The sequence below is a fragment of the Steroidobacter gossypii genome (assembly GCF_016801985.1).
Taxonomy (GTDB): Bacteria; Pseudomonadota; Gammaproteobacteria; order Steroidobacterales; family Steroidobacteraceae; genus Steroidobacter; species Steroidobacter gossypii.
Genome location: NZ_JAEVLS010000001.1, coordinates 281388 through 304198 on the forward strand (window position 1 = coordinate 281388; position 22811 = coordinate 304198).

At 62.7% G+C, this 22811-nt stretch carries 22 protein-coding genes; 9 read left to right on the plus strand and 13 right to left on the minus strand.

Going from position 1 to position 22811, the window contains the following annotated elements; all coding sequences use genetic code 11:
* Nucleotides 1-9 precede the first annotated feature (9 nt).
* From JM946_RS01335 to JM946_RS31150, 3 genes are read right to left on the minus strand one after another with little or no spacing between them, the layout of a single operon-like run.
* Nucleotides 10-783, minus strand: a complete 774-nt coding sequence (locus JM946_RS01335; RefSeq protein WP_203165339.1) for an SDR family NAD(P)-dependent oxidoreductase — start codon at nt 781-783, stop codon at nt 10-12.
* Nucleotides 780-1517, minus strand: a complete 738-nt coding sequence (locus tag JM946_RS01340; protein WP_203165340.1) for a slipin family protein — start codon at nt 1515-1517, stop codon at nt 780-782. The genes JM946_RS01335 and JM946_RS01340 overlap by 4 nt, the downstream gene beginning before the upstream one ends.
* A 26-nt stretch (nt 1518-1543) precedes the next feature.
* Complete coding sequence (locus JM946_RS31150) at nt 1544-2839, minus strand: NfeD family protein (protein ID WP_203165341.1); 1296 nt, start codon at nt 2837-2839, stop codon at nt 1544-1546.
* 409 nt (nt 2840-3248) lie between these two features.
* Here JM946_RS31150 and JM946_RS01350 point away from each other — a divergent pair, with 409 nt between their 5' ends.
* Nucleotides 3249-4034 carry a PRC-barrel domain-containing protein gene (locus tag JM946_RS01350; protein ID WP_203165342.1) on the plus strand — a complete coding sequence of 262 codons (786 nt, stop codon included), beginning with the start codon at nt 3249-3251 and terminating at the stop codon, nt 4032-4034.
* An 11-nt stretch (nt 4035-4045) separates the two neighbouring features.
* On the opposite strand, the gene JM946_RS01355 is transcribed toward JM946_RS01350, so the two are convergent.
* The 4 genes from JM946_RS01355 to JM946_RS01370 all read right to left on the minus strand — a co-directional run bounded on the left by JM946_RS01355 (nt 4046) and on the right by JM946_RS01370 (nt 8251).
* Entirely contained in the window at nt 4046-4537 is a 492-nt protein-coding gene (locus JM946_RS01355; RefSeq protein WP_203165343.1) for a DUF934 domain-containing protein, read from the minus strand.
* Nucleotides 4512-6170 (minus strand): nitrite/sulfite reductase, encoded by a 1659-nt coding sequence (locus JM946_RS01360; RefSeq protein ID WP_203165344.1) that lies wholly within the window; start codon nt 6168-6170, stop codon nt 4512-4514. The genes JM946_RS01355 and JM946_RS01360 overlap by 26 nt, the downstream gene beginning before the upstream one ends.
* Nucleotides 6171-6308: 138 nt before the next feature.
* Nucleotides 6309-7184 (minus strand): acyl-CoA thioesterase, encoded by an 876-nt coding sequence (locus JM946_RS01365; protein WP_203165345.1) that lies wholly within the window; start codon nt 7182-7184, stop codon nt 6309-6311.
* The gene (locus JM946_RS01370; RefSeq protein WP_407700499.1) at nt 7181-8251 is read right to left on the minus strand and encodes an NAD(P)/FAD-dependent oxidoreductase; all 1071 of its coding nucleotides are present in this window, start codon (nt 8249-8251) and stop codon (nt 7181-7183) included. The genes JM946_RS01365 and JM946_RS01370 overlap by 4 nt, the downstream gene beginning before the upstream one ends.
* A gap of 244 nt (nt 8252-8495) precedes the next feature.
* Between JM946_RS01370 and JM946_RS01375 the strand changes: the two genes are divergently transcribed.
* Together JM946_RS01375 and JM946_RS01380 are read left to right on the plus strand one after the other, a co-directional pair.
* The gene (locus JM946_RS01375) at nt 8496-8984 is read left to right on the plus strand and encodes a (2Fe-2S)-binding protein (RefSeq protein ID WP_203165347.1); all 489 of its coding nucleotides are present in this window, start codon (nt 8496-8498) and stop codon (nt 8982-8984) included.
* Between the two features lie 15 nt (nt 8985-8999).
* Nucleotides 9000-11258: a xanthine dehydrogenase family protein molybdopterin-binding subunit gene (locus JM946_RS01380; RefSeq protein ID WP_203165348.1), complete on the plus strand. Its 2259-nt coding sequence runs from the start codon at nt 9000-9002 to the stop codon at nt 11256-11258.
* A 238-nt stretch (nt 11259-11496) separates the two neighbouring features.
* On the opposite strand, the gene JM946_RS01385 is transcribed toward JM946_RS01380, so the two are convergent.
* From JM946_RS01385 to JM946_RS01395, 3 genes are all read right to left on the minus strand, one after another.
* The gene (locus JM946_RS01385) at nt 11497-12147 is read right to left on the minus strand and encodes a response regulator (protein WP_203165349.1); all 651 of its coding nucleotides are present in this window, start codon (nt 12145-12147) and stop codon (nt 11497-11499) included.
* Nucleotides 12144-13805, minus strand: coding sequence for a GAF domain-containing sensor histidine kinase (locus JM946_RS01390; protein WP_218042543.1), 1662 nt, complete (start codon nt 13803-13805; stop codon nt 12144-12146). Before JM946_RS01390 ends, JM946_RS01385 begins: the two co-directional genes overlap by 4 nt.
* A gap of 168 nt (nt 13806-13973) precedes the next feature.
* Nucleotides 13974-14660 (minus strand): TetR/AcrR family transcriptional regulator, encoded by a 687-nt coding sequence (locus tag JM946_RS01395; protein ID WP_322110910.1) that lies wholly within the window; start codon nt 14658-14660, stop codon nt 13974-13976.
* Nucleotides 14661-14752: 92 nt separating this feature from the next.
* Between JM946_RS01395 and JM946_RS01400 the strand changes: the two genes are divergently transcribed.
* Nucleotides 14753-15607, plus strand: a complete 855-nt coding sequence (locus JM946_RS01400) for a metal-dependent hydrolase (RefSeq protein ID WP_203165352.1) — start codon at nt 14753-14755, stop codon at nt 15605-15607.
* A 181-nt stretch (nt 15608-15788) separates the two neighbouring features.
* Nucleotides 15789-16451: an energy transducer TonB gene (locus JM946_RS01405; RefSeq protein WP_203165353.1), complete on the plus strand. Its 663-nt coding sequence runs from the start codon at nt 15789-15791 to the stop codon at nt 16449-16451.
* A 49-nt stretch (nt 16452-16500) separates the two neighbouring features.
* On the opposite strand, the gene JM946_RS01410 is transcribed toward JM946_RS01405, so the two are convergent.
* The gene (locus JM946_RS01410) at nt 16501-18258 is read right to left on the minus strand and encodes a thiamine pyrophosphate-dependent enzyme (protein ID WP_203165354.1); all 1758 of its coding nucleotides are present in this window, start codon (nt 18256-18258) and stop codon (nt 16501-16503) included.
* 160 nt (nt 18259-18418) lie between these two features.
* Between JM946_RS01410 and JM946_RS01415 the strand changes: the two genes are divergently transcribed.
* Nucleotides 18419-19240, plus strand: coding sequence for an SDR family NAD(P)-dependent oxidoreductase (locus tag JM946_RS01415; protein WP_203165355.1), 822 nt, complete (start codon nt 18419-18421; stop codon nt 19238-19240).
* Nucleotides 19241-19261: 21 nt separating this feature from the next.
* Here the strand turns inward: JM946_RS01415 and JM946_RS01420 are convergent, their stop codons facing one another.
* Entirely contained in the window at nt 19262-19801 is a 540-nt protein-coding gene (locus JM946_RS01420; protein WP_203165356.1) for a hypothetical protein, read from the minus strand.
* Between the two features lie 43 nt (nt 19802-19844).
* On the opposite strand from JM946_RS01420, the gene JM946_RS01425 reads away from it, so the two are divergent.
* A complete protein-coding gene (locus JM946_RS01425) occupies nt 19845-21119 on the plus strand; it encodes an NAD(P)H-binding protein (RefSeq protein WP_203165357.1) in 1275 nt (424 codons plus the stop codon).
* Nucleotides 21101-21565 carry a DUF2269 family protein gene (locus JM946_RS01430; protein WP_203165358.1) on the plus strand — a complete coding sequence of 155 codons (465 nt, stop codon included), beginning with the start codon at nt 21101-21103 and terminating at the stop codon, nt 21563-21565. Before JM946_RS01425 ends, JM946_RS01430 begins: the two co-directional genes overlap by 19 nt.
* Here the strand turns inward: JM946_RS01430 and JM946_RS01435 are convergent.
* Nucleotides 21538-22104, minus strand: coding sequence for a hypothetical protein (locus tag JM946_RS01435; protein ID WP_203165359.1), 567 nt, complete (start codon nt 22102-22104; stop codon nt 21538-21540). The two genes, JM946_RS01430 and JM946_RS01435, sit on opposite strands and share 28 nt — an antisense overlap.
* Nucleotides 22105-22193: 89 nt before the next feature.
* Between JM946_RS01435 and JM946_RS01440 the strand changes: the two genes are divergently transcribed.
* Nucleotides 22194-22754 carry a cysteine hydrolase family protein gene (locus JM946_RS01440; protein WP_203165360.1) on the plus strand — a complete coding sequence of 187 codons (561 nt, stop codon included), beginning with the start codon at nt 22194-22196 and terminating at the stop codon, nt 22752-22754.
* Nucleotides 22755-22811 lie beyond the last annotated feature (57 nt).

Genomic DNA, 22811 nt, shown 5'->3' on the forward strand with positions numbered 1-22811 from the left:
GTAGCTGCCCTATCGCGGTGGGGCGCCGAGGCGGTTGCCGCCGTCGACGAGGATGAGTTCGCCGGTGACGGTGGGGGCGCCGGTGAGGAGCCAGACGGCGACGTCGGCGATGTCTTCGGGGGTGCTGGTTTTTTGCAGGGCGGAGTTGCTGGCGAAGCGGGTGCGGGCTTTGTCGTATTTGTCACCGATGGCTTGCTGGAGCCAGCGTGTTTCGACGAAGCCGGGACATACGGCATTCACGCGAATCTCCGGGCCAAGGGCCCGAGCCAAGCCCATGGTCATCGTGTTGAGCGCGCCCTTGGAAGCAGCGTAGGCGATGGAAGTGCCGATACTATCGATGCCGGCACGGGAAGAAACATTGACGATGGAGCCATGGCCTTGCTGCCGCATGCTCGGCTCCACGGCGCGAATCATTTGGAACGCGCCGACCACATTCACGGAATAAACCTTTTGAAAGTCCTCCGCCGAGAGCGCGTTCAGATCGGCGTGATTGAACGCCACCTTGGTGATGCCGGCGTTGTTGATGAGCCCGTCGATGCGACCCCACTTCTGCAGCGTGGCATCCGCCATGCGCCGGCAATCCGCATCCTGAGAGACATCGGCGCGTATCAGCAACGTCTCGCCGCCATGCTTCTCACATTCGCGCGCAGTCTGCTGAGCTTCCGCTTCGCTCTTGGTGAAATTGATGACCGTGCGCCAGCCGCGCCGAGCGAGTTCCACCGCGCACGCTGCGCCGATACCCGTGGCCGAACCCGTGATGATGCAAACATTGCCGGCACTCATTCTCGATCCAGAAGTGGCTTGATGAGATCCAATGGTAACGGGAACACCAGCGTGGTGGTGCGCTCGTTGGCGATATCGCTCAACGTTTGCAGATACCTCAACTGCATGGCGCGCGAATCGGCGCCGAGCGCCCGCGCCGCTTCCACCAGCATGGCGGCCGCCTGCTTCTCGCCTTCGGCGTGGATGATCTTAGCGCGCCGGGTGCGTTCGGCCTCGGCTTGCTTGGCCATGGCGCGGATCATGGTTTCGTCGAGATCGACGTGCTTGATCTCGACGTTGGCCACCTTGATGCCCCACGCATCCGTGGCGTGATCGAGGATCTGCTGGATATCCACGTTCAACTTGTCTCTCTGGCTCAACATCTCGTCGAGCTCGTGCTGGCCCAGCACCGAGCGCAACGTGGTCTGCGCCAGCTGGCTGGTGGCTTCGAACGGGTTGGCGACCTGAATCACGGCGCTTGCCGGATCGACGATGCGGAAATACACGACCGCGTTGACTTTCACCGAGACGTTGTCGCGCGAAATGACATCCTGCGTGGGCACGTCGAGCACGATCGTGCGCAGGTCCATTTTTCTCATCTGCTGCACGATCGGAATCACGATGATCAGGCCGGGGCCGCGCGTTGCCGTGTAGCGGCCAAGCGTGAAGATCACGCCGCGCTCGTACTCGTTCAGGATGCGGATGGCGCTCAGGAGCAACAACACCACCAGGGCTACGGGGATGATCAGGTACATCGTGCGATCCTCGTGAGGAACGAAACCTAATTGAAAGGCATGACCTCGAGCGTCAGACCATCGACGCGCAGCACGCGCAATTTCTGACCTTTCTTGACCGGCGCCTGCGTCACGGCGTTCCAGATCTCGCCGTGGATGTCGACGCGACCCTTGGCATCGAAATCCTCCAGCGCAATCGCTGTTCCCTGCAGCATCTGTTCGACGCCGGTTGTGACCCTCGCCTTCCGCGCGCGCATGAACACGCCGACGGTGAGCAACATGACAACCCCCGCGGCCAGAGCGACGCCGGCAATCAGGCCGCGCGCGATCTGGAATCCGGGCACTCCTTCGTCGAACAACAGGATGGAGCCGAACACGAACGCGGCGATGCCGCCAATGCCGAGCACACCGAAACTGGGTGCGAATGCCTCGCCGACGATCAATGCGATACCGAGCGCCATCAGTGCGAGGCCCGCGTAGTTGACGGACAAAATCTGGAATGCATACAGCGCGAGCAACAGACACACCGCGCCCACCACGCCTGGCAGGATCGCGCCCGGGTTGTAGCCTTCGAGCAGCAATCCGTAGACACCGGCCAGCATCAGGAAATAGGCGACGTTCGGATTGGTGAGCACGCTGAGCAGGCGTGTGCGCCAGTCGGCCTGAAATTCTTCGACGATCAGCCCGTCGGTCCGCAGCTCGACGACACCCTGCTGAGTGCGCACGCGGCGGCCGTCGATCTGCCGGAGCAAATCGGGCAGGTCGGTCGCGACGATATCGATGACGTTCTGCTCGAGCGCCTTGCTCGCCGTGAGGCTCACCGCCTGGCGCACGGCGGATTCCGCCCAGTCGGCATTCCGGTCGCGCAACTCGGCCAGACCGCGAATGAACGCGACCGAGTCGTTGATGGCTTTGCGCTCCGCCGCCGTGGCAGGTTCCGTCGCCGTGACATTCTCGTCGGTCTTATCGTCCTTAGCCTTGTCCTCCTTGGTTTCCTTTTCTTTGTTTTGCGGAGCCGGCTCACGAGGACCGCCCCCGCCGATCTGAATCGGCGTCGCCGCGCCCACGCTGGTCGCCGGCGCCATCGCGGCGATGTGACTGGCGTACAGCAAATATGTGCCCGCACTGGCCGCGCGCGCGCCGGAAGGCGAGACATAGATCGCCACTGGAACGGTGGAGCTGAGAATTTCCTGGACCATGTCGCGCGTCGCCGTGTCCAGGCCGCCAGGCGTGTCCATCTCGAGCACGAGCAATCGCGCATTGCGTTCGCGCGCATGCTCCAAACCTCGCGACAGAAAATCGCTGGTCGCCGGACCGATGGCGTCGCGGATCTCGAGGCGCACTATCGAATTGCCGCCACCCTGAGGCGCTGACTCCTGCGCCGCGAGACACGCGGCTGCGGCCAGGAGCAGCAGCAGGCATCCTGACCAAACCGCCTTCGAGGCAAACCCGCCAGGTGTTCGCGCAATCACCGCACCCCCTACTCGAGTCAGGTGGATCCGCGCCGGTCCATGACCATTGCAGTCAAAATAACCGCAACTGGCAATGTGTGCGAGCACATCGCGGCGCACGACAGCATCGGGATTCTCGAACCGACGCGATAGTTCCTGACGGCTCAGCAAATTACGTCATCTGCACCGCTCCGCCCGAGCGCGTGCACGAGGCGCCGCGTGAAGTTTGTGAGCAGCCTGGAACCTGATGTCCGCACGTGCGTCGATCCATAGCTACAGCGGCCATCGAGGAGAACCCCCCATGCTGCGACCTCTGTCTTCCTTACAAAAATTCGCGATCCGCGCGGTCGATGGCGATATCGGCGCGGTCGCCGACTGTTACTTCGACGATCGGCAGTGGGTGGTGCGCTATCTGGTGGTGGATACGCAGCGCTGGCTGCCCGGCAGCCGCAAGGTGCTCATCTCGCCGTACTCGGTCAGCGGGATCGATTGGCAGAACGAGTGCGTGAACGTCTCGATCACCCGCGAACAGGTGAAATCCAGCCCGTCGATCGACCTGGACAAGCCGGTGTCGCGCCAGCACGAAACAGATTTCCTGGACTACTACGGCTACCCGTACTACTGGGGCGGCGGAATGCTTTGGGGCGTAGCGGCTTCTCCGGCCATCGCTCGCCCGCCGGCCGGCCCGGAAATGGAACGCGAACTGCGGCAGCGGCGCGAAGCGGAGGATGCGGACCCGCACCTGCGCAGCGCCGACTACGTGAGCGGTTATAACATCCAGGCACGCGACGGCGTGATCGGTCACGTCGACGATTTCATTTTCGACGAGCAGAGCTGGGAGGTGCGCTTCTTCGTCATCGACACGCGCAACTGGCTGCCCGGCCGGCACGTAGTGCTGGCCACCGAGTGGATCGAAGAGGTGAACTGGGAGCAGAGCCTGGTGCACGTGCCATTGACCCGCGACGCCATTCGCGCAAGTCCCGAATGGGACGAGGACGAATCGCTCAGCGAGAGCGCGGAACAGAGTCTATATGCGCACTACGGCAGGACTCGCGACGTCGGCCTTCGCAGCCAACGACACAGGTAGATCAATCGGGTTCAGCCGACCGCGCGACGCTGCACGTGAACGCCGGCGGCGTCAACGGCGCCTTGATAGGCGACTGTGAAATCATCGAACGCAGTCAGCGCGACATCCAGGTCCGCGTCTTCTGGCAATTCGAAGGTATCGAAGCCACAGCGCGCCAGATAGAACAGCTGATCGCGCTGGATCTTGCCCACCGCGCGCAATTCGCCGGTGAACTTGTAACGCGTGCGAAGCAACGCTGCCTGGCTGTAGCCGCGGCCTTCGGCGATGCCGCTGAACTCGATGGCGATCAGCCCGATGCGGGTGAAATCGTTCTTCAGCTCCGCAATTGGGTCGGTGGGGCCCAGGCGCACGCCCAGCCGGCCATCCCATAGCCACCACTGTTCGCGCTCTGCCTGCCAGCGCGCGAACGGCAGGATCAGCGCGCGCTCGCGGCCGACCGGATCCTCGTCGGCGTAACGCCACTCATCGACGATGACTTCACGCTGCTTGATGAGACGGCGCATAAACCCTGGCCTTGAACGGAGCGATGCCGATGCGACGGACGGTGTCGAGGAAACGTTCCTCGTCCTGCCGTTGCTCGACGTAAACTTCCAGAATGCGTTCGATGGTGAGAGCGACGTCGTCGTGCGCGACGGACGGGCCGATCACCTTGCCCAGCGAGGCGTCCTGACCGCCGGTCGAACCGCCGAGCGTGATCTGATACCACTCCTCGCCGTCCTTATCGACGCCGAGCACGCCGATGTGACCGACTGAATGATGGCCGCAGCCATTCATGCAGCCGGACATCTTCAGTTGGATCTCACCGAGATCGTAGATGTAATCGAGACTGTCGAAACGCTCGTTGATCTGCTTGGCGAGCGGAATCGAGCGCGCATTGGCCAGCGCGCAGAAATCGCCGCCGGGGCAGCAGACCATGTCGGTCAGCGTGCCGATGTTCGGCGTCGCCAGATCGATCAGCTTCAGTTCCTGCCACAGCGCGAACAGATCGCTCTGCTTCACGTGCGCGAACACCACGTTCTGATCGTGGGTCGAGCGAATCTCGCTCAGCGAATACTGTTCCGCCAGATCGGCAACGCGATCCAGCTCGTCGGCCGTGATATCGCCCGGCGGACGCGTCGGCGACTTCAGTGACAGGAACACAGCTCGATAGCCCGCCGCCTTGTGCTTGCGGGTGTTGTACTGGTACCAGCGGCGGAACTCCTCCGGCTTGCCGGTGACCACGTCCTGGTCCTGCAGCGCTTCGTAGTTCTTCGGCGCGAAGAACGCTCTGATGCGCTCGAAACCCGCGGCGTCGAACACCGGCGCGCTGTCCTTGGCGGCCGCGAATTCCTCTTCGACCAGCTCGCGGAATTTCGCCGGGCCGATCGCCTTCACCAGGATCTTGATACGCGCCTTGTGAATGTTGTCGCGACGACCTTCGAGGTTGTACACGCGCAGGATGGCTTCCAGATACGCGAGCAGATCCTGCTTCGGCAGGAACTCGCGAATCACGTGGCCGATCATCGGCGCGCGACCCAAGCCGCCGCCGACCAGCACTTCGAAGCCGACTTCGCCCTGCTCGTTCTTCACCAGATGCAGGCCGACGTCGTGCACGCGTGAAGCAGCGCGATCCTGCGGCGAACCGGTAATCGCGATCTTGAACTTGCGGGGCAGATACGAGAATTCAGGATGCAGCGTCGCCCACTGACGCACGTATTCGCACCAGGGGCGCGGATCTTCCAGCTCGTCGCTGGCGACACCTGCCAGGTGATCGGCCGTCACGTTACGAATGCAGTTGCCGCTGGTCTGAATACCATGCAACTGCACCGTCGCGAGCAGCGCGAGAATGTCCGGCACCAGCTCCAGCTTCGGCCAGTTGAACTGCATGTTCTGGCGCGTGGAGAAGTGGCCATAGCCCTTGTCGTACTCGCGCGCGATGCGAGCGAGCATGCGCACCTGCGCCGGTCGCAACAGGCCGTACGGGATCGAAATACGCAGCATGGGTGCGTGTTTCTGGATGTACAGGCCGTTGCGCAGACGCAGGGACTTGAAGTCGTCGTCGGACAACTGGCCCGCCAGGAAACGCCGCGTCTGGTCCCGATACTGGGCGACGCGCTGGTCCACGAGCGCTTGGTCGATCTGGTCGTACTGATACATGGTGCGCGACTGTAAGCCCGCTCTGTGAAAGCAGAAATTCGACTTGGTAATGAACAGATGACGGTTAGAAAGGAGTCACAAGGATCAACGACTTAGGTTGATCCCAACCCCTCGGCGCGGCGCTCGGGCAGCATCGATTCAGCGGCTTTGGGCGACTTCCCCGATGCGCCGGACCAGCCCTTCCTGGGCGGTCGACGCCACCAGCCGGCCGTCCCGGCTGAACAAGCTGCCTCGTGCGAAGCCACGAGCGCCCGAGGCGGTCGGGCTGTCGGTCACATACAGCAGCCATTCGTCCGGCCGCGCCGGCCGGTGGAACCACATTGCGTGATCGATGCTCGCCATCTGCAATTGCTCGCGCTCGTTGGTCATGCGCGCATCCATGCTGGCCGCGCCCAGCAGGAAGTAATCCGAGGTATAGGCGAGCAGGCATTGATGCAGGATCGGATCGTCGGGCACGCGATCCTTCAGCCGAATCCAGACCTTGATGCGCGGCTCGCGCGGAATCTCGGCGAGGGGATCGGGCAACTCGGCCGGACGGAAATCGAATGGATGTTCGTGTTTGCGGAACGGATTCGGACGATCCGGCGCTTTGCGCTTGAGCTCCTCCACCGCGGTCATCAGATCCGGCAGCGACTCGGGATCGGGCACTTCGGGCATCTCGCCCTGCCGATCGATGGCGGCTTGTTCCGTTTGAAAAGAGGCCGACATGTGAAAGATCTGCTCGCCATGCTGAATGGCGACCACGCGGCGCGACGAGAAGCTCTTGCCGTCGCGACTGCGATCCACCTCGTAAACGATGGGATGATCGGGATCGCCGGCGCGCAAGAAATACGCATGCAATGAATGCACTTGCCGGCCTTCGATGGTGGCGTACGCCGCCGCCAGCGCCTGGCCGAGCACTTGCCCGCCGAACACGCGCCGGCCGCCGGGGTCCCGGCTCTCGCCGCGAAACAAATCGACTTCCAATCGCTCCAGCTTCAACACCTGGAGCAGATCGGTCAGCAGCGGGTTCACGATGTCTGCTCTCCGGTGACGCCCAGCCGCTTCTGCATGATGGGGCTGGTGGTCGTGTACTGCAGCGGGATTCTTTTCGCCGGATTCAGATGCGCGGCCACCGCGAACGCGGCCAGCGCTGCTTCATGGAAGCCCGACAGAATCAGCTTCTTCTTGCCGGGATAGGTGTTGATGTCGCCCACCGCGAAAATGCCCGGCACGCTGGTCTGGAATTTTTCGGTGTCGACCTGGATGGCGCGCTTGTCCAGCGCCAGGCCCCACTCCGCGATCGGCCCGAGTTTGGGATGCAGGCCGAAGAACACCAGCGCGCGCTCGCCGTGCAGATCTTCCAGCTCGCCATCGTTTCTTTTGACGCGCACGCCTTTGAATTCACCGTTCTCGGTGATCAGCGACTGCGCGATCGCTTCGACATAGCGCATGCTTCCGGACGCGACCAGATCTCGCATCTTCGCAACCGAGGCCGGAGCTGCGCGAAATTCAGCGCGACGATGCACCAATGTCAGGCTCCGCGCCTTGCCCGCCAGCTCCAATGTCCAGTCCAGCGCCGAATCGCCGCCGCCGAAAATCAGCAGATGCTTGCCGGTGAACTCCGAGGAGTTCTTCACCTTGTAATGAATGCTTTGTCCTTCGAACGCTTCGACGCCTTCACAACCGAGCCGTCGCGGCTGAAACGAGCCGAGCCCGCCGGCGATGATCACGGTCTTGGCATGAAAGCGCGTGTCGAGCGACGTCTTGAGCAGGAAGGTATGGTCGGGCAGCACTTTGAGCTCGGTGACTTCCTGTCCCAGATGAAACTGCGCATTGAACGGCTTGGCCTGTTGTAACAGCCGATCGACCAGCTCCTGCGCGCCACACACCGGCAACGCCGGGATGTCGTAAATCGGTTTCTCGGGATACAGCTCGCTGCACTGGCCGCCGGGATGCTGGAGTGAGTCGATGATGTGGGCGCGAATGCCCAGCAGGCCCAGCTCGAAGATTTGAAACAGGCCGCAGGGGCCCGCGCCGACGATGACCGCATCCGCTTGAATCGCGCCGTCGACATCGGCGCCTGTCGCGTTATCACTCACATTGGTGCTCAAAACTGCTCTCCCCTCGAGTGTAGCGATGACGGCCGTCGATTCTACACGGGCCGCCCGTTCCACACCGCGCGCCATCTGACAGAGATGTCAGCTGTCGGTCAGCTGACCGCCAGCGCAGCGCCCACTACCCATCGTGAGGCGATGAGTCGCCATCGAAGTGCGGTCGGCTGCATTGTCGCTCATGGGATGCCGTGAAAGAATCGGTAGCTCCGTCCCAGCTGTAAGCCAGGAAATGTCCATGCGCTTGAACATCAACGGCAAAGAACATGTCGTCAACGACGTCGCCGAGGACACGCCGCTGCTGTGGGTCCTGCGCGATCACCTCGGGCTCGTCGGCGCCAAGTATGGCTGTGGCGTCGCTCTGTGCGGAGCTTGCACCGTGCATCTCAACGGTGCGCCGGTGCGATCCTGCTCCATTCGCGCGAGCGCAGTCGAAGGCCAGCAAATCACCACCATCGAAGGGCTGGCCAGCCAGGATGGAAAGTTGAATGCAGTGCAGGCCGCATGGATCGAGCACGATGTCGCTCAATGTGGTTACTGCCAGGCAGGCCAGATCATGGCCGCCACCGCGCTGCTCAAGAGCAATCCCAAACCCACCGATGCCGACATCGACTCCGCCATGGCGGGCAATCTGTGTCGCTGCGGTACTTACACGCGCATTCGCAAAGCCATTCACGCCGCTGCCGAGAAGCTGAGCGGCGAGATGGTGAGCCAGAACTGATTCGGGGGTGTAGAGATGAGCGCAGTCGAAACTTCGATTCTGTCCGCCGACGCGTATGTGCAGGACCTGCTTCGCGCCGCCGAGGCGCAGTCCGCGATCGGCAAGTTCAGTCGTCGTGCTTTCCTGAAAGTCACCGGTCTGGCGGGCGGCGGCCTGGTGCTGGCGTTCTACGTCGGCGAGCAAGGAATGGCGCTGGCCAACGGCAAGGCGCAAGAGTTCGCGCCGAACGCGTTCCTGCGTGTCGCGCCGAACGGAACCATTACGCTTTATTCCAAAGCGCCGGAGATCGGCCAGGGCATCAAGACCGCATTCCCCATGATCATCGCGGAAGAGCTCGATGCCGATTGGGCGCATGTGAAGGTCGAGCAGGCCGCCATCAATCCCGCCGTGTATGGGCGTCAAAGCGCCGGCGGCTCCCGTTCCATTCCGATGTCGTGGGATCAATTGCGGCGCGCTGGCGCTGTGGGCCGTGCGATGCTGGTGAGCGCGGCGGCCAAGCAATGGAATGTGAGCGAATCCGAGTGCACGACCGAGAACAGCACGGTTTTTCACAAGGCCAGCAAGCGCAAGGCGACGTATGCATCGCTAGCCACTGGCGCCGCGGCGCTGCCCGTGCCGGATGAGAAGAGCGTCAAGCTCAAAACTCGCGCCGAATACAAGCTGCTGGGCAAGCGCATCGGCGGCGTCGACAACCACGCGATCGTCACCGGCCAGCCGCTGTTCGGCATCGACCAGGTGGTGCCCGGCATGCAGTACGCGGTGTTTGTGAAATGTCCCGCGGTCGGCGGCAAAGTCGTCGCAGCGAATCTGGAAGAGATTCGTAAGCTGCCGGGGGTCACGCAGGCCTTCGTTCTGGAAGGCACGGGCAAGCCCACCGAGGTGATGCCGGGCGTGGCGATCCTCGCCAGGTCGACCTGGGCGGCATTCAGCGCGCGCCAGAAGCTGCAAGTGAAGTGGGACGAATCCACGGCTTCGAAAGACAGCTGGAGCGCGTTCGTCGAGCAGGCCAAGAAGCTGGCCTCGCAGTCTGGCCCGGACTCTTTGCGGAACACTGGTGACGTGGACAAAGTGTTTGCAGAGTCCAAGCCCGTGGAAGCGTTCTACTCCTATCCGTTCATCGCGCACGCGCCGCTCGAGCCGCAGAACACGACCGCCTCTTTCAAGGACGGTGCCGTCGAAATCTGGTCGCCGACACAGACGCCGGAAGCAGGCGTGAAGCTTGTTGCCGATGTGCTGGGTATCGCTCCCGAAAAAGTCACATTGCATCAGACGCGCGTGGGCGGTGGCTTCGGCCGCCGTTTGATGAACGATTACATGTGCGAAGCCGCGGCCATCGCCAAGCAGGCCGGCGTGCCGGTGAAGCTGCAGTGGACGCGCGAAGACGACATGCATCACGACTTCTTTCGTGTCGGCGGCTTTCACTCGTTCAAAGGCGGCCTCGACAAGTCGGGCAAGCTGGTGGCCTGGCAGGATCATTTCATCACTTTCACGCAGGACGGCCAGCGGCCCACCAGCGGTGGCGACTTGAGCCCGGATGAGTTTCCGGCTCAGCTGCTGCCGAATGCCCGGCTGACTCAGACGAAGCTGCCTCTGAAAATTCCTACCGGCCCTTGGCGCGCGCCGCGCTCATGCTCGATTGCGTTCGCCACTCAATCGTTCCTGCACGAGTGCGCCGTCGCCGCCAAGCGCGATCATTTGGAGTTTCTGCTCGAAGTCATGGGCGAACCGCGCTGGCTGCAACCAGGCAATGAATTCGCCTTGAACACCGGGCGCGCGGCTGCCGTGATCAAGCTCGCCGCCGAGAAAGCCGGCTGGGGGCGCTCACTGCCCAAAGGCCGCGGCCTCGGCCTCGCCTTCCACTTCAGCCACGCCGGCCACTTCGCCGAAGTCGCTGAAGTCAGCGTCGACGCGAATCGCAAGCTGACCGTGCATCGCGTGGTGGTCGCCGGCGACATCGGTCCCATCATCAACATGAGCGGCGCCGAGAACCAGACCGAAGGCGCCGTCATCGACGGCTTCAGCGCCGCCATGGGCCAGCAGATCGACTTCGAAAACGGCCGCATCGTGCAAAACAATTTCGACGCTTACCCCATCCTGCGCATCGCCAGCGCGCCCAAGGTGGAGTCTTATTTCTTCGAAAGCGACTTCACCCCCACCGGCGTCGGCGAACCCGCCCTCCCCCCGGTCGCACCCGCCATCGCCAACGCCATCTTCGCCGCCACGGGCCATCGCGTGCGGTCGATGCCGTTTACGAGTGAGGGGTACACGGTTTAGCGCGGAATCGGGGCAAGCCCGGCGCAGAGCGCTCGGTCTTGCCCCGCCCTGGAATAGCAAAGAGCGAATCCCGAGCCACTGGGCGCCTATTTCGCGACTGCGCAATGAAACAGATCTACGCGCGAATCTAGTGCTCGCTCGTCACAGCGCCGACGTTACCTGTCGCGATGCCCATGATGATTCAACGCCAGGCGTTGAACATCTGGAACACGGCACGCGGCGATCTGTTACAGGCGAGCTAGCGGCGGCCCAGTCCCCGCTGGACAGCAAACAGCGCCGCCTGAGTCCGGTCCTCGAGCTTGAGTTTCGCGAGGATGGTGCTGACGTAGCCTTTGACGGTGCCCTCGGTGAGGTGGAGCTCGTCGCCGATCTGGCGGTTGCTCATGCCGCGGGCGATCAGTTCGAGGACGCTGCGTTCGCGTTGGGTCAGCAGCGCCAGAGGATCCGCCTGGCGATTGCGTAACTGCTCCACCAACGAGCGTTGGGCCAACGGATGCAGCCAGGTCTGGCCGCCGGCGACGGTGCGTAGCGCGGTGACGAAGTCGGATTTGGTGACGTCCTTGAGAATGTAGCCGGCCGCGCCCGCCGCCATGATTTCGCGGACCTGCCCGTCTTCGGCGTACGAAGTCAAAGCAATGACTTTCACAGCCGGCGATGTCGCGCGTATCACGCGAATGGCGTCGCTCGCGGCCATGCCGGGCATTTTCAGGTCCATGAGCACGATGTCCGGCTGCAAGCGACGCACCGCTTCGCAGGCCTCGTCGCCGTTGGCCGCCTCGCCGACAATGACGAATTCTTCGCCGTCGTCGAGCAGCGCGCGCAGGCCTTCACGCACGATGCCGTGATCGTCCACCAGTAACAGCTTGATCGTGCGAGTGGCGCCTGTCACGGGGTCATCGCCAGCAGCGGAATGCGGATACATACATTGGTCCCTCGTCCAGGCTGCGATTGAACTTCACAGACGCCCCCGAGCGCGGCGGCGCGCTCGCTCATGGTCTGCAGGCCGATGCCCTGTTCGGGAGTATCCCGAGGCACTTCGGCGCGAGCCGCGACGTCAAAGCCGCGTCCATTGTCTTGAATACTGAGCATCAACACATCGTCGTTCACAGCCGCGCTGACATCCAGACGATCCGCACCGGAATGACGGATGGCGTTGGACAACGCCTCACGGCAAATCAGATACAAGCGTTCTTCGAGCGAAGGCGACTGCGAACGATAGGCTGCGAAATCCAGCCGGATGCTCGGCGTCTGCGGCGCGAGAATGAAAGCAAATCGTTGTAGCGCCGCCGCGAGCCCCATTCTTCTAACATCGCCGACCCCGGCATTCTCGACCATGTTCAAGCCGCTGGGATCCGGTCGCAACTCTCGCAACAGCGCGCGCATCTCAGCGAATGCCAGTCGAGCGAGCTCTTCGATGCGACGCGCCCTGCGCTCGCCCTCGGCGGGATCGCGCCGCCATGCCGGCACGATGGATTGCGACATCAGACTGATGGACGAAAGCGCCTGACTCACCGCGTCGTGCAGATCGCGCGCAAGCCGCTGTCGTTCTCGCATCACTGCAGCCTGACGCGCCTCGCGCGACAAGCTGGCGTTCTTGACGGCGACAGCCAGGTGATCGGCGATGATCTGAATGCTGGCGACATCGTCCTCGTCGAACGGCTCCAGGCCTTCGATATTGATACAGCCGAACACCTCCTCGCCAAGCACGATGGGCATGGCCAGCTCGGTCCGCACGTTGATCGGAATCGGCGGCGGCACATATCGCGGATCTTTCCGCACGTCGTTGACGATCTGCGGCGAGCGCGTCAGGACCGCCGCACCCGTGATGCCACGCGTAACAGGCATCCGATGGCACAGATCCATGACATCGCCGTAGTTGCCGGCATGCCCATCGAACAACAAATATTCCTGGTCCTCGTCGCGATAGAGCAGCGGAATAACCACGTTGGGATAGCCGAGATGCTCATGGATCACCTGCGCGGCGGTCGCGACCAGCTCGTTTGCTTCCAACCCGGTGGTGATCACACGCGCGATGTGAGCAATCAGCGTCATGCGCTCGGTGCGACGTTTCTCACGCTCGTAGCGCATTGCGTTCTGAATCGCGATGGCCGCGTGCCGCGCGAACACGCGCAATGTTTCCAGATCGGAAGCGCCGAACTTCCGCGGCGGCGGCGCCCCCAGGCCGAACACGCCCAGCAGCCCGCCGCCGGGGCCATGAATAGGCACACCGATCACCGCATAATCCCGCAGCTCGGGCAGCGAGATGCGCGACATCTCGCCATAATGATCGGCGATGATCGGCCGCCCGGTCGCAAGCACCTTGCCGATCAAGCCTTCGCCCGGTTCGAATTCAAGACCGAGCTCGCTGAGCGGCAACTGATGGATGGCCTCGACCTGCACCGTATGCCGGCGCGGCACATACAAACCGATAGTGCCGCCGCCAGCGCCCAGCAGACCGCAGGCGCGCGTGATGATGCTGGTGAGCAGCGGGCGCAGCTCCAGCTCGCTGGCGATCTCCTCCAGAATGGTGTTGAAGGGCTCGCTCATGGCGGGCATGTCGAGGCCTTCGAATCTCGGTATTCCGGAACTCACGGGAGGCATCTGCGCGCGGGTGATGAGCGGAGTATTTGCTGGGTGCAAGCTGCGTTCAAGTGGCCCTCCGCTGCACTGTCTTTGGTCAGGAAAGCCCGCTGCCATTCGCCACCGGCCAGCCGGCTAGCGGTTCTCCAAGGACCGCGGCGCCCGATGCGTGTCGAGCACCAGGGGCAGTAATGCGCCTATCAGCTTGCGCACCGCTTCGCGCTCCCGACCGACCATCTTGCGCAGCTCGTTGCCGATGATGGCGTCGCCCAATGCCGCCACCGTGACGAACAGCGTCGCCGAAGTCACCCGCTCGTGAACGGTGGCCGCATCGCCCTCGGCTTCGGCGCCCCGCTCGACACTATCGATGTAATCGCGCACCACTTCGCCGATGGGCGCCAGATGCCTGGATTCACCAGTCAGCGCCATCCACGCCGCCAGCCGCGCTGCGCCGCCTCGATCGAAGGCGTCGAACACGATGTCCACGAAATCCTTCACTTCGCCCTTGCCGGCGCGCAAGCGCATGACGGCCGATTCGATCGTGGTGGTGAGCTCGCTGACCATCTGGCGCATCAGCTCCGATTGCAGCCCCGCGGCCGAGCCGAAGTGATGAATGAGATTGGTGTGGCTCATGCCCAGATCGTTGGCCACGGCCTGCAGCGTGATCGAATCCGGACCTTCGGCCAGCAGCAAACGGCGCGCCGAGGCCAGGGCCAGAGTGCGCGCTTCTTCCGGCGTCCGCCGTACTCGCGGTAGCTGCGACTTGGCCGGTTTCGCCGCAGTTTTGCCCACCGGGCGCGATGCTTTCTTGGCCTGGGTCACTATTGACAATACTCTCAATAAGAACTTTAAATAACCGCCCGAACACGATCCCGAGCCGCTCGCCCGCCCACGACATGGCCATGGATTTGGATATGAACACCCCAAGCTGCGGCACACCGGCCAACCTCACCATCACACCGCGCGATCTGAAGCTGAACCGCCACGCCAGCAGCCCGCGATGGTGGCATGGCGGCGACCCGGTGGCGACGGCCTTTTTCAACGCGCTGTCGGCGTCGTTTCCCCAGGGCGAGACGTTTTTCATCGAATCGGTGCGGCGCTATCGCGACCGTGGCGATGCGCGCCTGCAGGAGCAGATCGAAGCTTTCATTCGACAGGAAGCCGCGCACACCCGTGAGCACGTGGCGTTCAACAAGCTGATCAAGAATGCGGGCTATGACACGACCGCCATGGATGCCGAAACGCGCCGTCGCCTCGATATCGCGCGCTCACGCCATCCGCTCGCCCAATTGGCGATCACGGTGGCGCTCGAACATTTCACGGCCATCATGGCCCATGATTTGTTGACCGATAAGAATCCGCTGCCGGGTGCACCGCCGGAATTGTTGCGGCTATGGCAATGGCACGCCATCGAAGAGGTGGAGCACAAGGCCGTGGCGTATGACACGTTCCTCGCCGTCACGCGCGATCTTTCGCCCATGAAACGTTGGGCTTTGCGATGTCACGTCATGCTGCTGATCAGCGCTCAGTTCTGGTATTCGAATTTCGAGCGCATGGCGGACTTCTTCCGCCAGGACGGCATCAACACCCCGCGCACTTGGTGGCGGGTATTGACCTATTTGTGGTTCAAGCCAGGGATGATGCGCCGGATCTTCCGGCCGTGGCTGAGCTTCTTCCGGCCCAGGTTCCATCCTTGGGACCACGACGATGGTGAACTGGTTCGCGAATTCGAGCAGCGCCTGAAGCTCGACCCGTCTTCGGCGGGCTGACAAACATCGCATTCAAGCCCAGTTCGACAACGTCGGCGGGCAAAAAATTCCCCAACGAGGTAACCGGAAACTGCTTACTTCCGGGAGCCTCGAACCGGGGAGCACATTCGTGTTGCGAGTGCTGCGCCGGGGCTTCGGCACGCACCGAGCAGATCATCTAATAACAGTTGGGAGCACACGAATGACTGCGACGACCATCAATACCTTTCCATCGATGCATAGTTGGAATTCGCCACGCGGCTGGGCGCTGGCCATCATCGTGCTGTTGCATTTGGGCTTCTTCTGGGCACTGAGCAGCGGCCTCACGCCGAAACTCCTCAAGGTGTTCATACCCGAGCCGCCTGTGTACCTGCCCGTGCCGTCGGAACCCAAGCCGCCGGAACCGGTCGTCATCAAAGAGCCGGTGATCCAGCAGCAGATCACTCCCACCGTGGTGCGCCCAGTGCTGGATTTCACTCCCGAGCCGGTTACCGATTCGACACCCCTACTGGTGCGCGAACCCACGGCGCCGAATGACTTCACCGGCAGCGGAAGCGTGGCCGAGCCGGCTCCGGAGGTGGTCGAGCCGCGCATCGACAGTCGTCGCGGATTGAGTGAGCCCTTCTATCCTCCGCAAGTCATTCGAGAAGGTGGCGAAGGCACGGTGCTGTTGTCTATCTATATTCTTGCCGACGGCCGCGTCGGCGAGGTGCGGTTGGATCGCTCCAGCGGCTACGCCAAGCTGGACGAATCGGCGATGCGCGAAGCCAAGCGATGGCGCTTCGTTCCAGGCACCAGCGACGGCAAGCCGACGGCGATGTGGAAACAGCTGCCGGTAACTTTCAAGCTGAACACCCGCATGTAACTTCGTTGGCGGCGCCGGACCGAGCGGCCGGCGCCGCTCTCGTGTTTGATCACGACTGAAGCATGGTGCGGGACGGCTGTTCGTTCAGCGATTGCCGGATCTGCTGCGCACCCGCTGTGCCCTGCTCGAGCGCCTTCTCCATGTTATCGGCATATTTCTCGATGCGCTTGGGTGGCAGCAGCGGCTCGTTCGGATCCACGTTCATTTCCACCAGCGCCGGGCCTGGATGGGACAGCGCTTGCTCGAGGACGTAACCGCAGTCCTCGGGCAGCACCACTCGATAGCCTTTCAAGCCCATGGCTTCGGCCACTGCCGCAAAATCGATGGGTTGCAGATCGCATTCGTACTCGGGATTGCCCAGGAACATCATCTGTTCCCATTTGATCTGCCCGAGGGTGTTGTTCTTGATCACAACGACCTTGACGGACAGTCCATAGCGAACAATGGTCGCGAGTTCGCCGAGCAACATGCTCAGGCCGCCGTCGCCGACGAACGCCACCACCTGGCGCTGCGGATATAACAGCGCGGCCGCGATCGCATACGGCACAGCGCAGCCCATCGAAGCCATCATGCCGGAGCCGAAGAAGATCTGTTTGCCGACCGCATCGATGTAACGTGCGCACAAGCCAGTGTTGTGACCCGAGTCCCAGGCCACGATGGCATCATCCGCCAGGCGCTCGCTCAGTTCGTATGCAGCGCGCCCGGGCTTCATCGGTTGTTCATCGGCCATGGCGGACTCGCGTAGCACGCGTCGCCACTCTTCCATGCGCTGCTGGCATCGCTGCAGGAAGTCACGCGTTTGCTTCCGTTTAAGCTTGGCGTTGAGCATTTCCAACACTGCTTGCGCGTCTCCCACCAGCCCGACTTCCGCTGGCGCCCGCAGGCCGATGCGCGCAGGGTCGTGATCGATCTGCACCACCCGCGCCTGGCCCGGCTTCGGGTAATACTCGATGTATGGAAACGTCGAGCCCACGATCAGCAGTGCGTCGCACTCCTCCATCGCTTCGTGAGAAGGACGTGTGCCGAGCAGACCGATGCCTCCCGTGGTGAGTGGGTGCGTATCGGGAACCACCGCCTTGCCGAGCAAGGCCTTGATGATCGGCGCGCCAAGCAGATCGGCCGTTCGTAACAATTCATCGCGGGCCCCTAGCGCGCCTCGCCCGGCGAGAATCGCGACCTTGGAAGCCGAGTTCAGGATCTCGGCAGCCTTGTACACCTCTTCCAGCACGGGCAACTGCAGACCTTCCGCCGCGACCACCGACGTGTGATGCGGCTTGTTGCGGGATGAAGCTTCGATGTCCTGCAACGCTTCCTCCTGCACGTCGACTGGTATCGAGAGATGCGCCACGCCGTGCTTCGACAAAGCAGTACGGCACGCAAGCGTCACGACATTCTCCACATGAGCGGCGCTCATCACGCGCGAGCTGTACACCGCGACATCCGCAAACAAACGCGTTTGATCTACATCCTGCTGTGTGTACGTGTCCATGAGATCGTGATACGGCGCCCCAGTGATGGCGATCACGGCGGCGCCGTCGCCCTTGGCGTCGTACAGGCCATTGAGCAAATGCACCCCGCCTGGCCCGCTGGTCGCCAGACAGCAGCCGAGCTTGCCCGTGAGCTTGGCGTGCGCCGTGGCCATGAAGGCGGCGGATTCCTCGTGCCGCACCTGGATGAAACGCAACTTTCCCTGGCGATGACGGATGGCTTCCATGATGCCGTTGATGCCGTCGCCGGGCAGGCCGTAGATGGTGTCGACACCGCAACGTATCAGCGTGTCGATCAGCAGTTCGGCGGCATTGCTCATGGCGAATCTCCCTGGCAGAAGTGCACGGCGCGCGCGCCGCTGATGCGTCTGCAATGTTGAGTTCGCAGGCTAGGTTCCAGCCCGGTCGAGCAGGAACACGTCGGTGGGCGGTGCGTTGCGCTGCTGTATCCATTCACATCGAACACCGCGGAGTATCGCCATGAACACCACCACAGCGGATCTACAACGTCCTCTGGCGTTAGTGACCGGCGCCTCGAGCGGCATCGGCTACGAGCTGTCCCGCAAGCTCGCCCAACGCGGCTACGACCTGGTGATGGTTGCGGACAACGCCGAGAAGCTCAGCCAGGCCGCCGAGACGCTGTCTGAGATTGACGATGACGCGCAGGTTGAAGTTGTACAGGCGGATCTTTCTCAGCGCGAGGGAGTGAAGAAGGTTTACGACAGCGTGTGCGCGTTGCGGCGCCCGGTCGCTCTGCTGGCAGCCAACGCCGGCGTCGGCGTGTATGGCGGCTTCTCCGACGAGACCGATCTGGAAGAAGAGATCTCGCTGATCAATCTCAACGTCACCTCGCAGGTCCACCTGGTCAAACTGATTTCTCGCGACATGCTGGAGCGCGGCGGTGGCGACATTCTGATCACCTCGTCGGTCGCCGGCGTGCTGCCTGGCCCGCGCATGGCGGTGTACGCCGCCAGCAAAGCATTCCTGCGTTCGTTCGGTCAGGCCATTCGCAACGAGCTCAACGACAAAGGGGTGCACGTCACGGTGCTGATGCCGGGCCCGACCGATACCGACTTCTTCGAACGCGCCGAGATGGAAGAGACGGTGGTCGGGGAAGCCGACAAACAGGATCCGGCGGAAGTGGCCGAAGCTGCCATTAAAGCGTTGAACGAAAATCAGGGTCACGTAGTGACCGGGATGAAGAACAAATTGCAGGTGGGCGCGGCCCGGCTGATGAGCGACGAGAACAAGGCCAAGGCTCACGCCAAGCAGACTGAACCGAAGCAGCCGTCCAAGCACTAGGCTGGGCGGCGCGAAAGCGCGCTAGCGCCGCCGCCGGCTGTCGCGTGCGATCGCCGTGATCGCGATGCCGGCGGCAAACGCCGCATATACAGCCACCATTCCCTTTGCGCTGACATGTTTCTCGAATCCGGGCCGCAACCGGGGCGGGGTCAAGTAATAGTCCACGAAGTACGCGGTCGTTGCGCTCACCGCCGCTTCGGCGCAATGTTGGATCGCAGGCTTGTGACGACGTCCACCGAAGATGGCTTCATGCATTACACCCCAGAACATGGAAGTGGCGTGATGAATTGCGTAGCCCGTTGCGGTATGCCGCAGTGTCGCTTCCCTGGTGTAAGCTTCGGCCTCGCCCCACAACCACTGGCTCGGTCCATTCAAACCGCCTGCAGCACTGCCTTCGTGAGCTGCGCTGCAGACCATCAATGCAGCTGCCGATGCGACGCTCGCGGCGCTGCCTGTCACGACGGCGTCGCTGGCCAGTCGTTTCATCATGGAGCGTGGTCGCTTGCGTAACACCGCAAGCCGGCGACCGACCGGGGTGCGGTGGGGAACTCTGCTGTGCATCGTCAGTTCAACCTCGCAGATACGTTAGGAGTTCCGTCGAGGCATGGTCATCCTGATCACCGGCGCCACAGGATTCATCGGTAGCCGACTGGTCGGGGCGCTGCGCGCCGCTGGGCATCGGGTGATCGTCGCCAGCCGCCGCGTCGGCACGGGCGGCGATGCGGTTGCAGCCGATTTCACACGAGACCTCGATCCAGCGGCATGGGCGCCGCGCCTGCAAGGCGTCGACGTCGTCATCAACGCCGTCGGCATCATCCGCGAGCAAGGCGCACAGACATTTGAAAACATTCACACTCGGGCGCCTCGAGCGCTGTTCTCGGCATGCGCCGCGACCGGAGTGAAGAAGATCATTCAGATTTCCGCGCTCGGCGCCGACCGAGGTCGCTCGCGCTATTTCACGAGTAAGCATGCAGCCGACGAATACCTGGCGGGGCTGCCCCTTGCGTGGACGATCGTGCAACCCTCGCTCGTGTTTGGCGCAGGGGGCGCCAGTGCCGCCATGTTTTCGTTGCTTGCAAGCCTTCCCCTGGTTCCGTTACCCGGAGGGGGGCAGCAACGAATTCAACCGATTCACGTGGATGACCTGGTCGCCGCGATTTGCGAACTGACCGAAACCTCTGCGATGAATCGGCGCCGCGTGGTGCTGGCCGGCCCGGAGCCGCTCACGCTGAAAGACTTTCTCGGAACCCTGCGGGCGCGGATGCAATTGCCACCGGCAAGGTTTATAAACATTCCCGCCGCGGTGATGCACGCCTCGGCCGCTGTCGCCGAATTCGTGCCTGGTTCGCTTCTGGACCGAGAAACGTTGTCCATGCTCAACGCCGGCAACACCGGTTCCCCTGAAGATACGCAGCGCCTGCTCGGCCGCGCGCCAAGAGCACCGGAGCAACTGATCGCCGACGGGCAGCGCGAAGCTCTGCTGACCAAAGCGCAACTCGCCTGGCTGCTGCCGCTGCTTCGGATCAGTATCGCGCTGGTATGGATCTGGACCGGCATCGTCTCGCTCGGCTGGTACCCGACCGAAGCCAGCTATGAGCTGCTGGCCCGTGTGGGCATCACCGGCGCGTTGGCTCCTGTCATGCTGTACGGCGCGGCCGTGCTCGATCTGCTGATCGGCATTGCCATCCTGGTGCTGCCCCGCCGCGGCTGGCTGTGGTTGTTGCAGCTCGCCGTCATTGGCGGCTACACGCTGATCATCACTTTCAAGCTGCCGGAGTTCTGGTTGCATCCGTATGGCCCGCTCAGCAAGAACCTGGTGATGCTGGCCGCCATCTATCTGCTGTATACGCTGGAAGGGCGATGGAATACCTCGTCGTAAAGTGGCTGCACATCCTGTCGTCGACCCTGTTGTTCGGCACCGGGCTGGGCTCGGCATTTTATATGTTCTTTGCCAGCCTCACGCGCGACGCGCGCGTCGTCGCGACAGTCGTGCGGTATGTCGTGATCGCCGACTACGCGTTCACCACGCCCACCATCATCATCCAGCCGCTCACCGGGCTGTACCTGATTCATCTCGCCGGCTTCCCGCTCACCAGCAAGTGGATTGTCGTCTCCTTCGCGCTGTACTTTCTCGCCGGTGCATGCTGGTTGCCGGTGGTGTGGATGCAGATCAAGATGCGCGACATGGCGGCCGCGGCCAGCGCGAACGGTACGGAGCTGCCACAGCGCTATTGGACTTTTTTGCGATGGTGGGTAGCGCTCGGCATCGTCGCATTCTGCGCGCTGGTGGTGGTGTTCTATTTGATGGTCGCCAAGCCCTCGTGATAGCGGCGCTCCCGATCGGATCGGTGGCGACGAGTTCGCACCAGCTCTTCTAGGACGGGTACGCCGGCGAGCACCGCGAAGCTCGCCAACAGCAGAGCGCGCCCGGAGCTGACCGGCGTTTCCAATGCCAGTATCGGCGAGGTCAGGCCAGCGCCGATCTCGGCCCAATGCAACACCCCGAAGATGGCGACCGCGACCACGGGCAGCACTTCCATGAAACCGTGGATCTGCTGCTCGAGCGGAGAGATGTAGCGCCGGCCATCCGTATAGGAAACATCCAGGTGGGCCAGCACGGAATGCACGACGATCAGGATCACCATGGCGCCGAATATCACCGCGTTCACTTTCAACAGCACGGCCGCGGCGAAAACGACCAACAGCGTCAGATACTGCAACAGGTGATACCGGGACTCGGGATTGCCGGAGGTATGCTCGATGTCGGTCCGGCGGTGGCACACATAGTCGCCGGCGCCCGCCAGCAGCCACAGGGGATAGATGCCCCACAGCAGCAGGCCTTCGAGCAGGGTTCGCAGACTCATCTCGGTGCCCATACCGATTGAAATCCTTCCTCGGTCAGCGAGGTTCCGCCCTTCAAGGAACCAACGCGACGCTGCTACATTCACAGCACATGCCCCGCACACAACGCCGGCCCAAAACCGCCCTGTTGATCCTGGATATGATTTCCGAGTTCGACTATCCCGATGGCGAACGGATCGTGCGGGGCGCGCGCAAAGCGGCCGGAAACATCGCACGGTTGCGACAGCGCGCGCACGCCGCCGACCTGCCGGTCATATATGTGAACGACACGGCGGGCAAATGGGAATCCGACCAAAAGTCCTTCATTCAGCGCTGCAAACGGCCGGAATCGCGTGGCCGCGACATCGCTGAACTGCTCGCCCCCGCGCCCCAGGACTACTTCATGTTCAAGCCGCGACACTCCGCATTCTTCGGCACACCCTTGCACACCCTGCTGCAGCGGCTGCAGGTCGGCAGGCTGGTGGCCACCGGCATTACCAGTCACCAATGCGTGCTGTTCACCGCCATGGACGCGCATGTCCGCGAGTTCGAGCTTGTCATTCCCTCCGACTGCATCGGCGCCGGCGCGGCGGCCGACACCAGGCATGCCTTGTACATTTTTTCACACGCGCTCATGGCTAAGATCAGCCGCTCCCGCCAGCTGCGCTTCTAGGTACGTAATCGTTGTAAGCCGCCGACCGTGCAAGGAACCAGGGCGAACGGCAGAAGG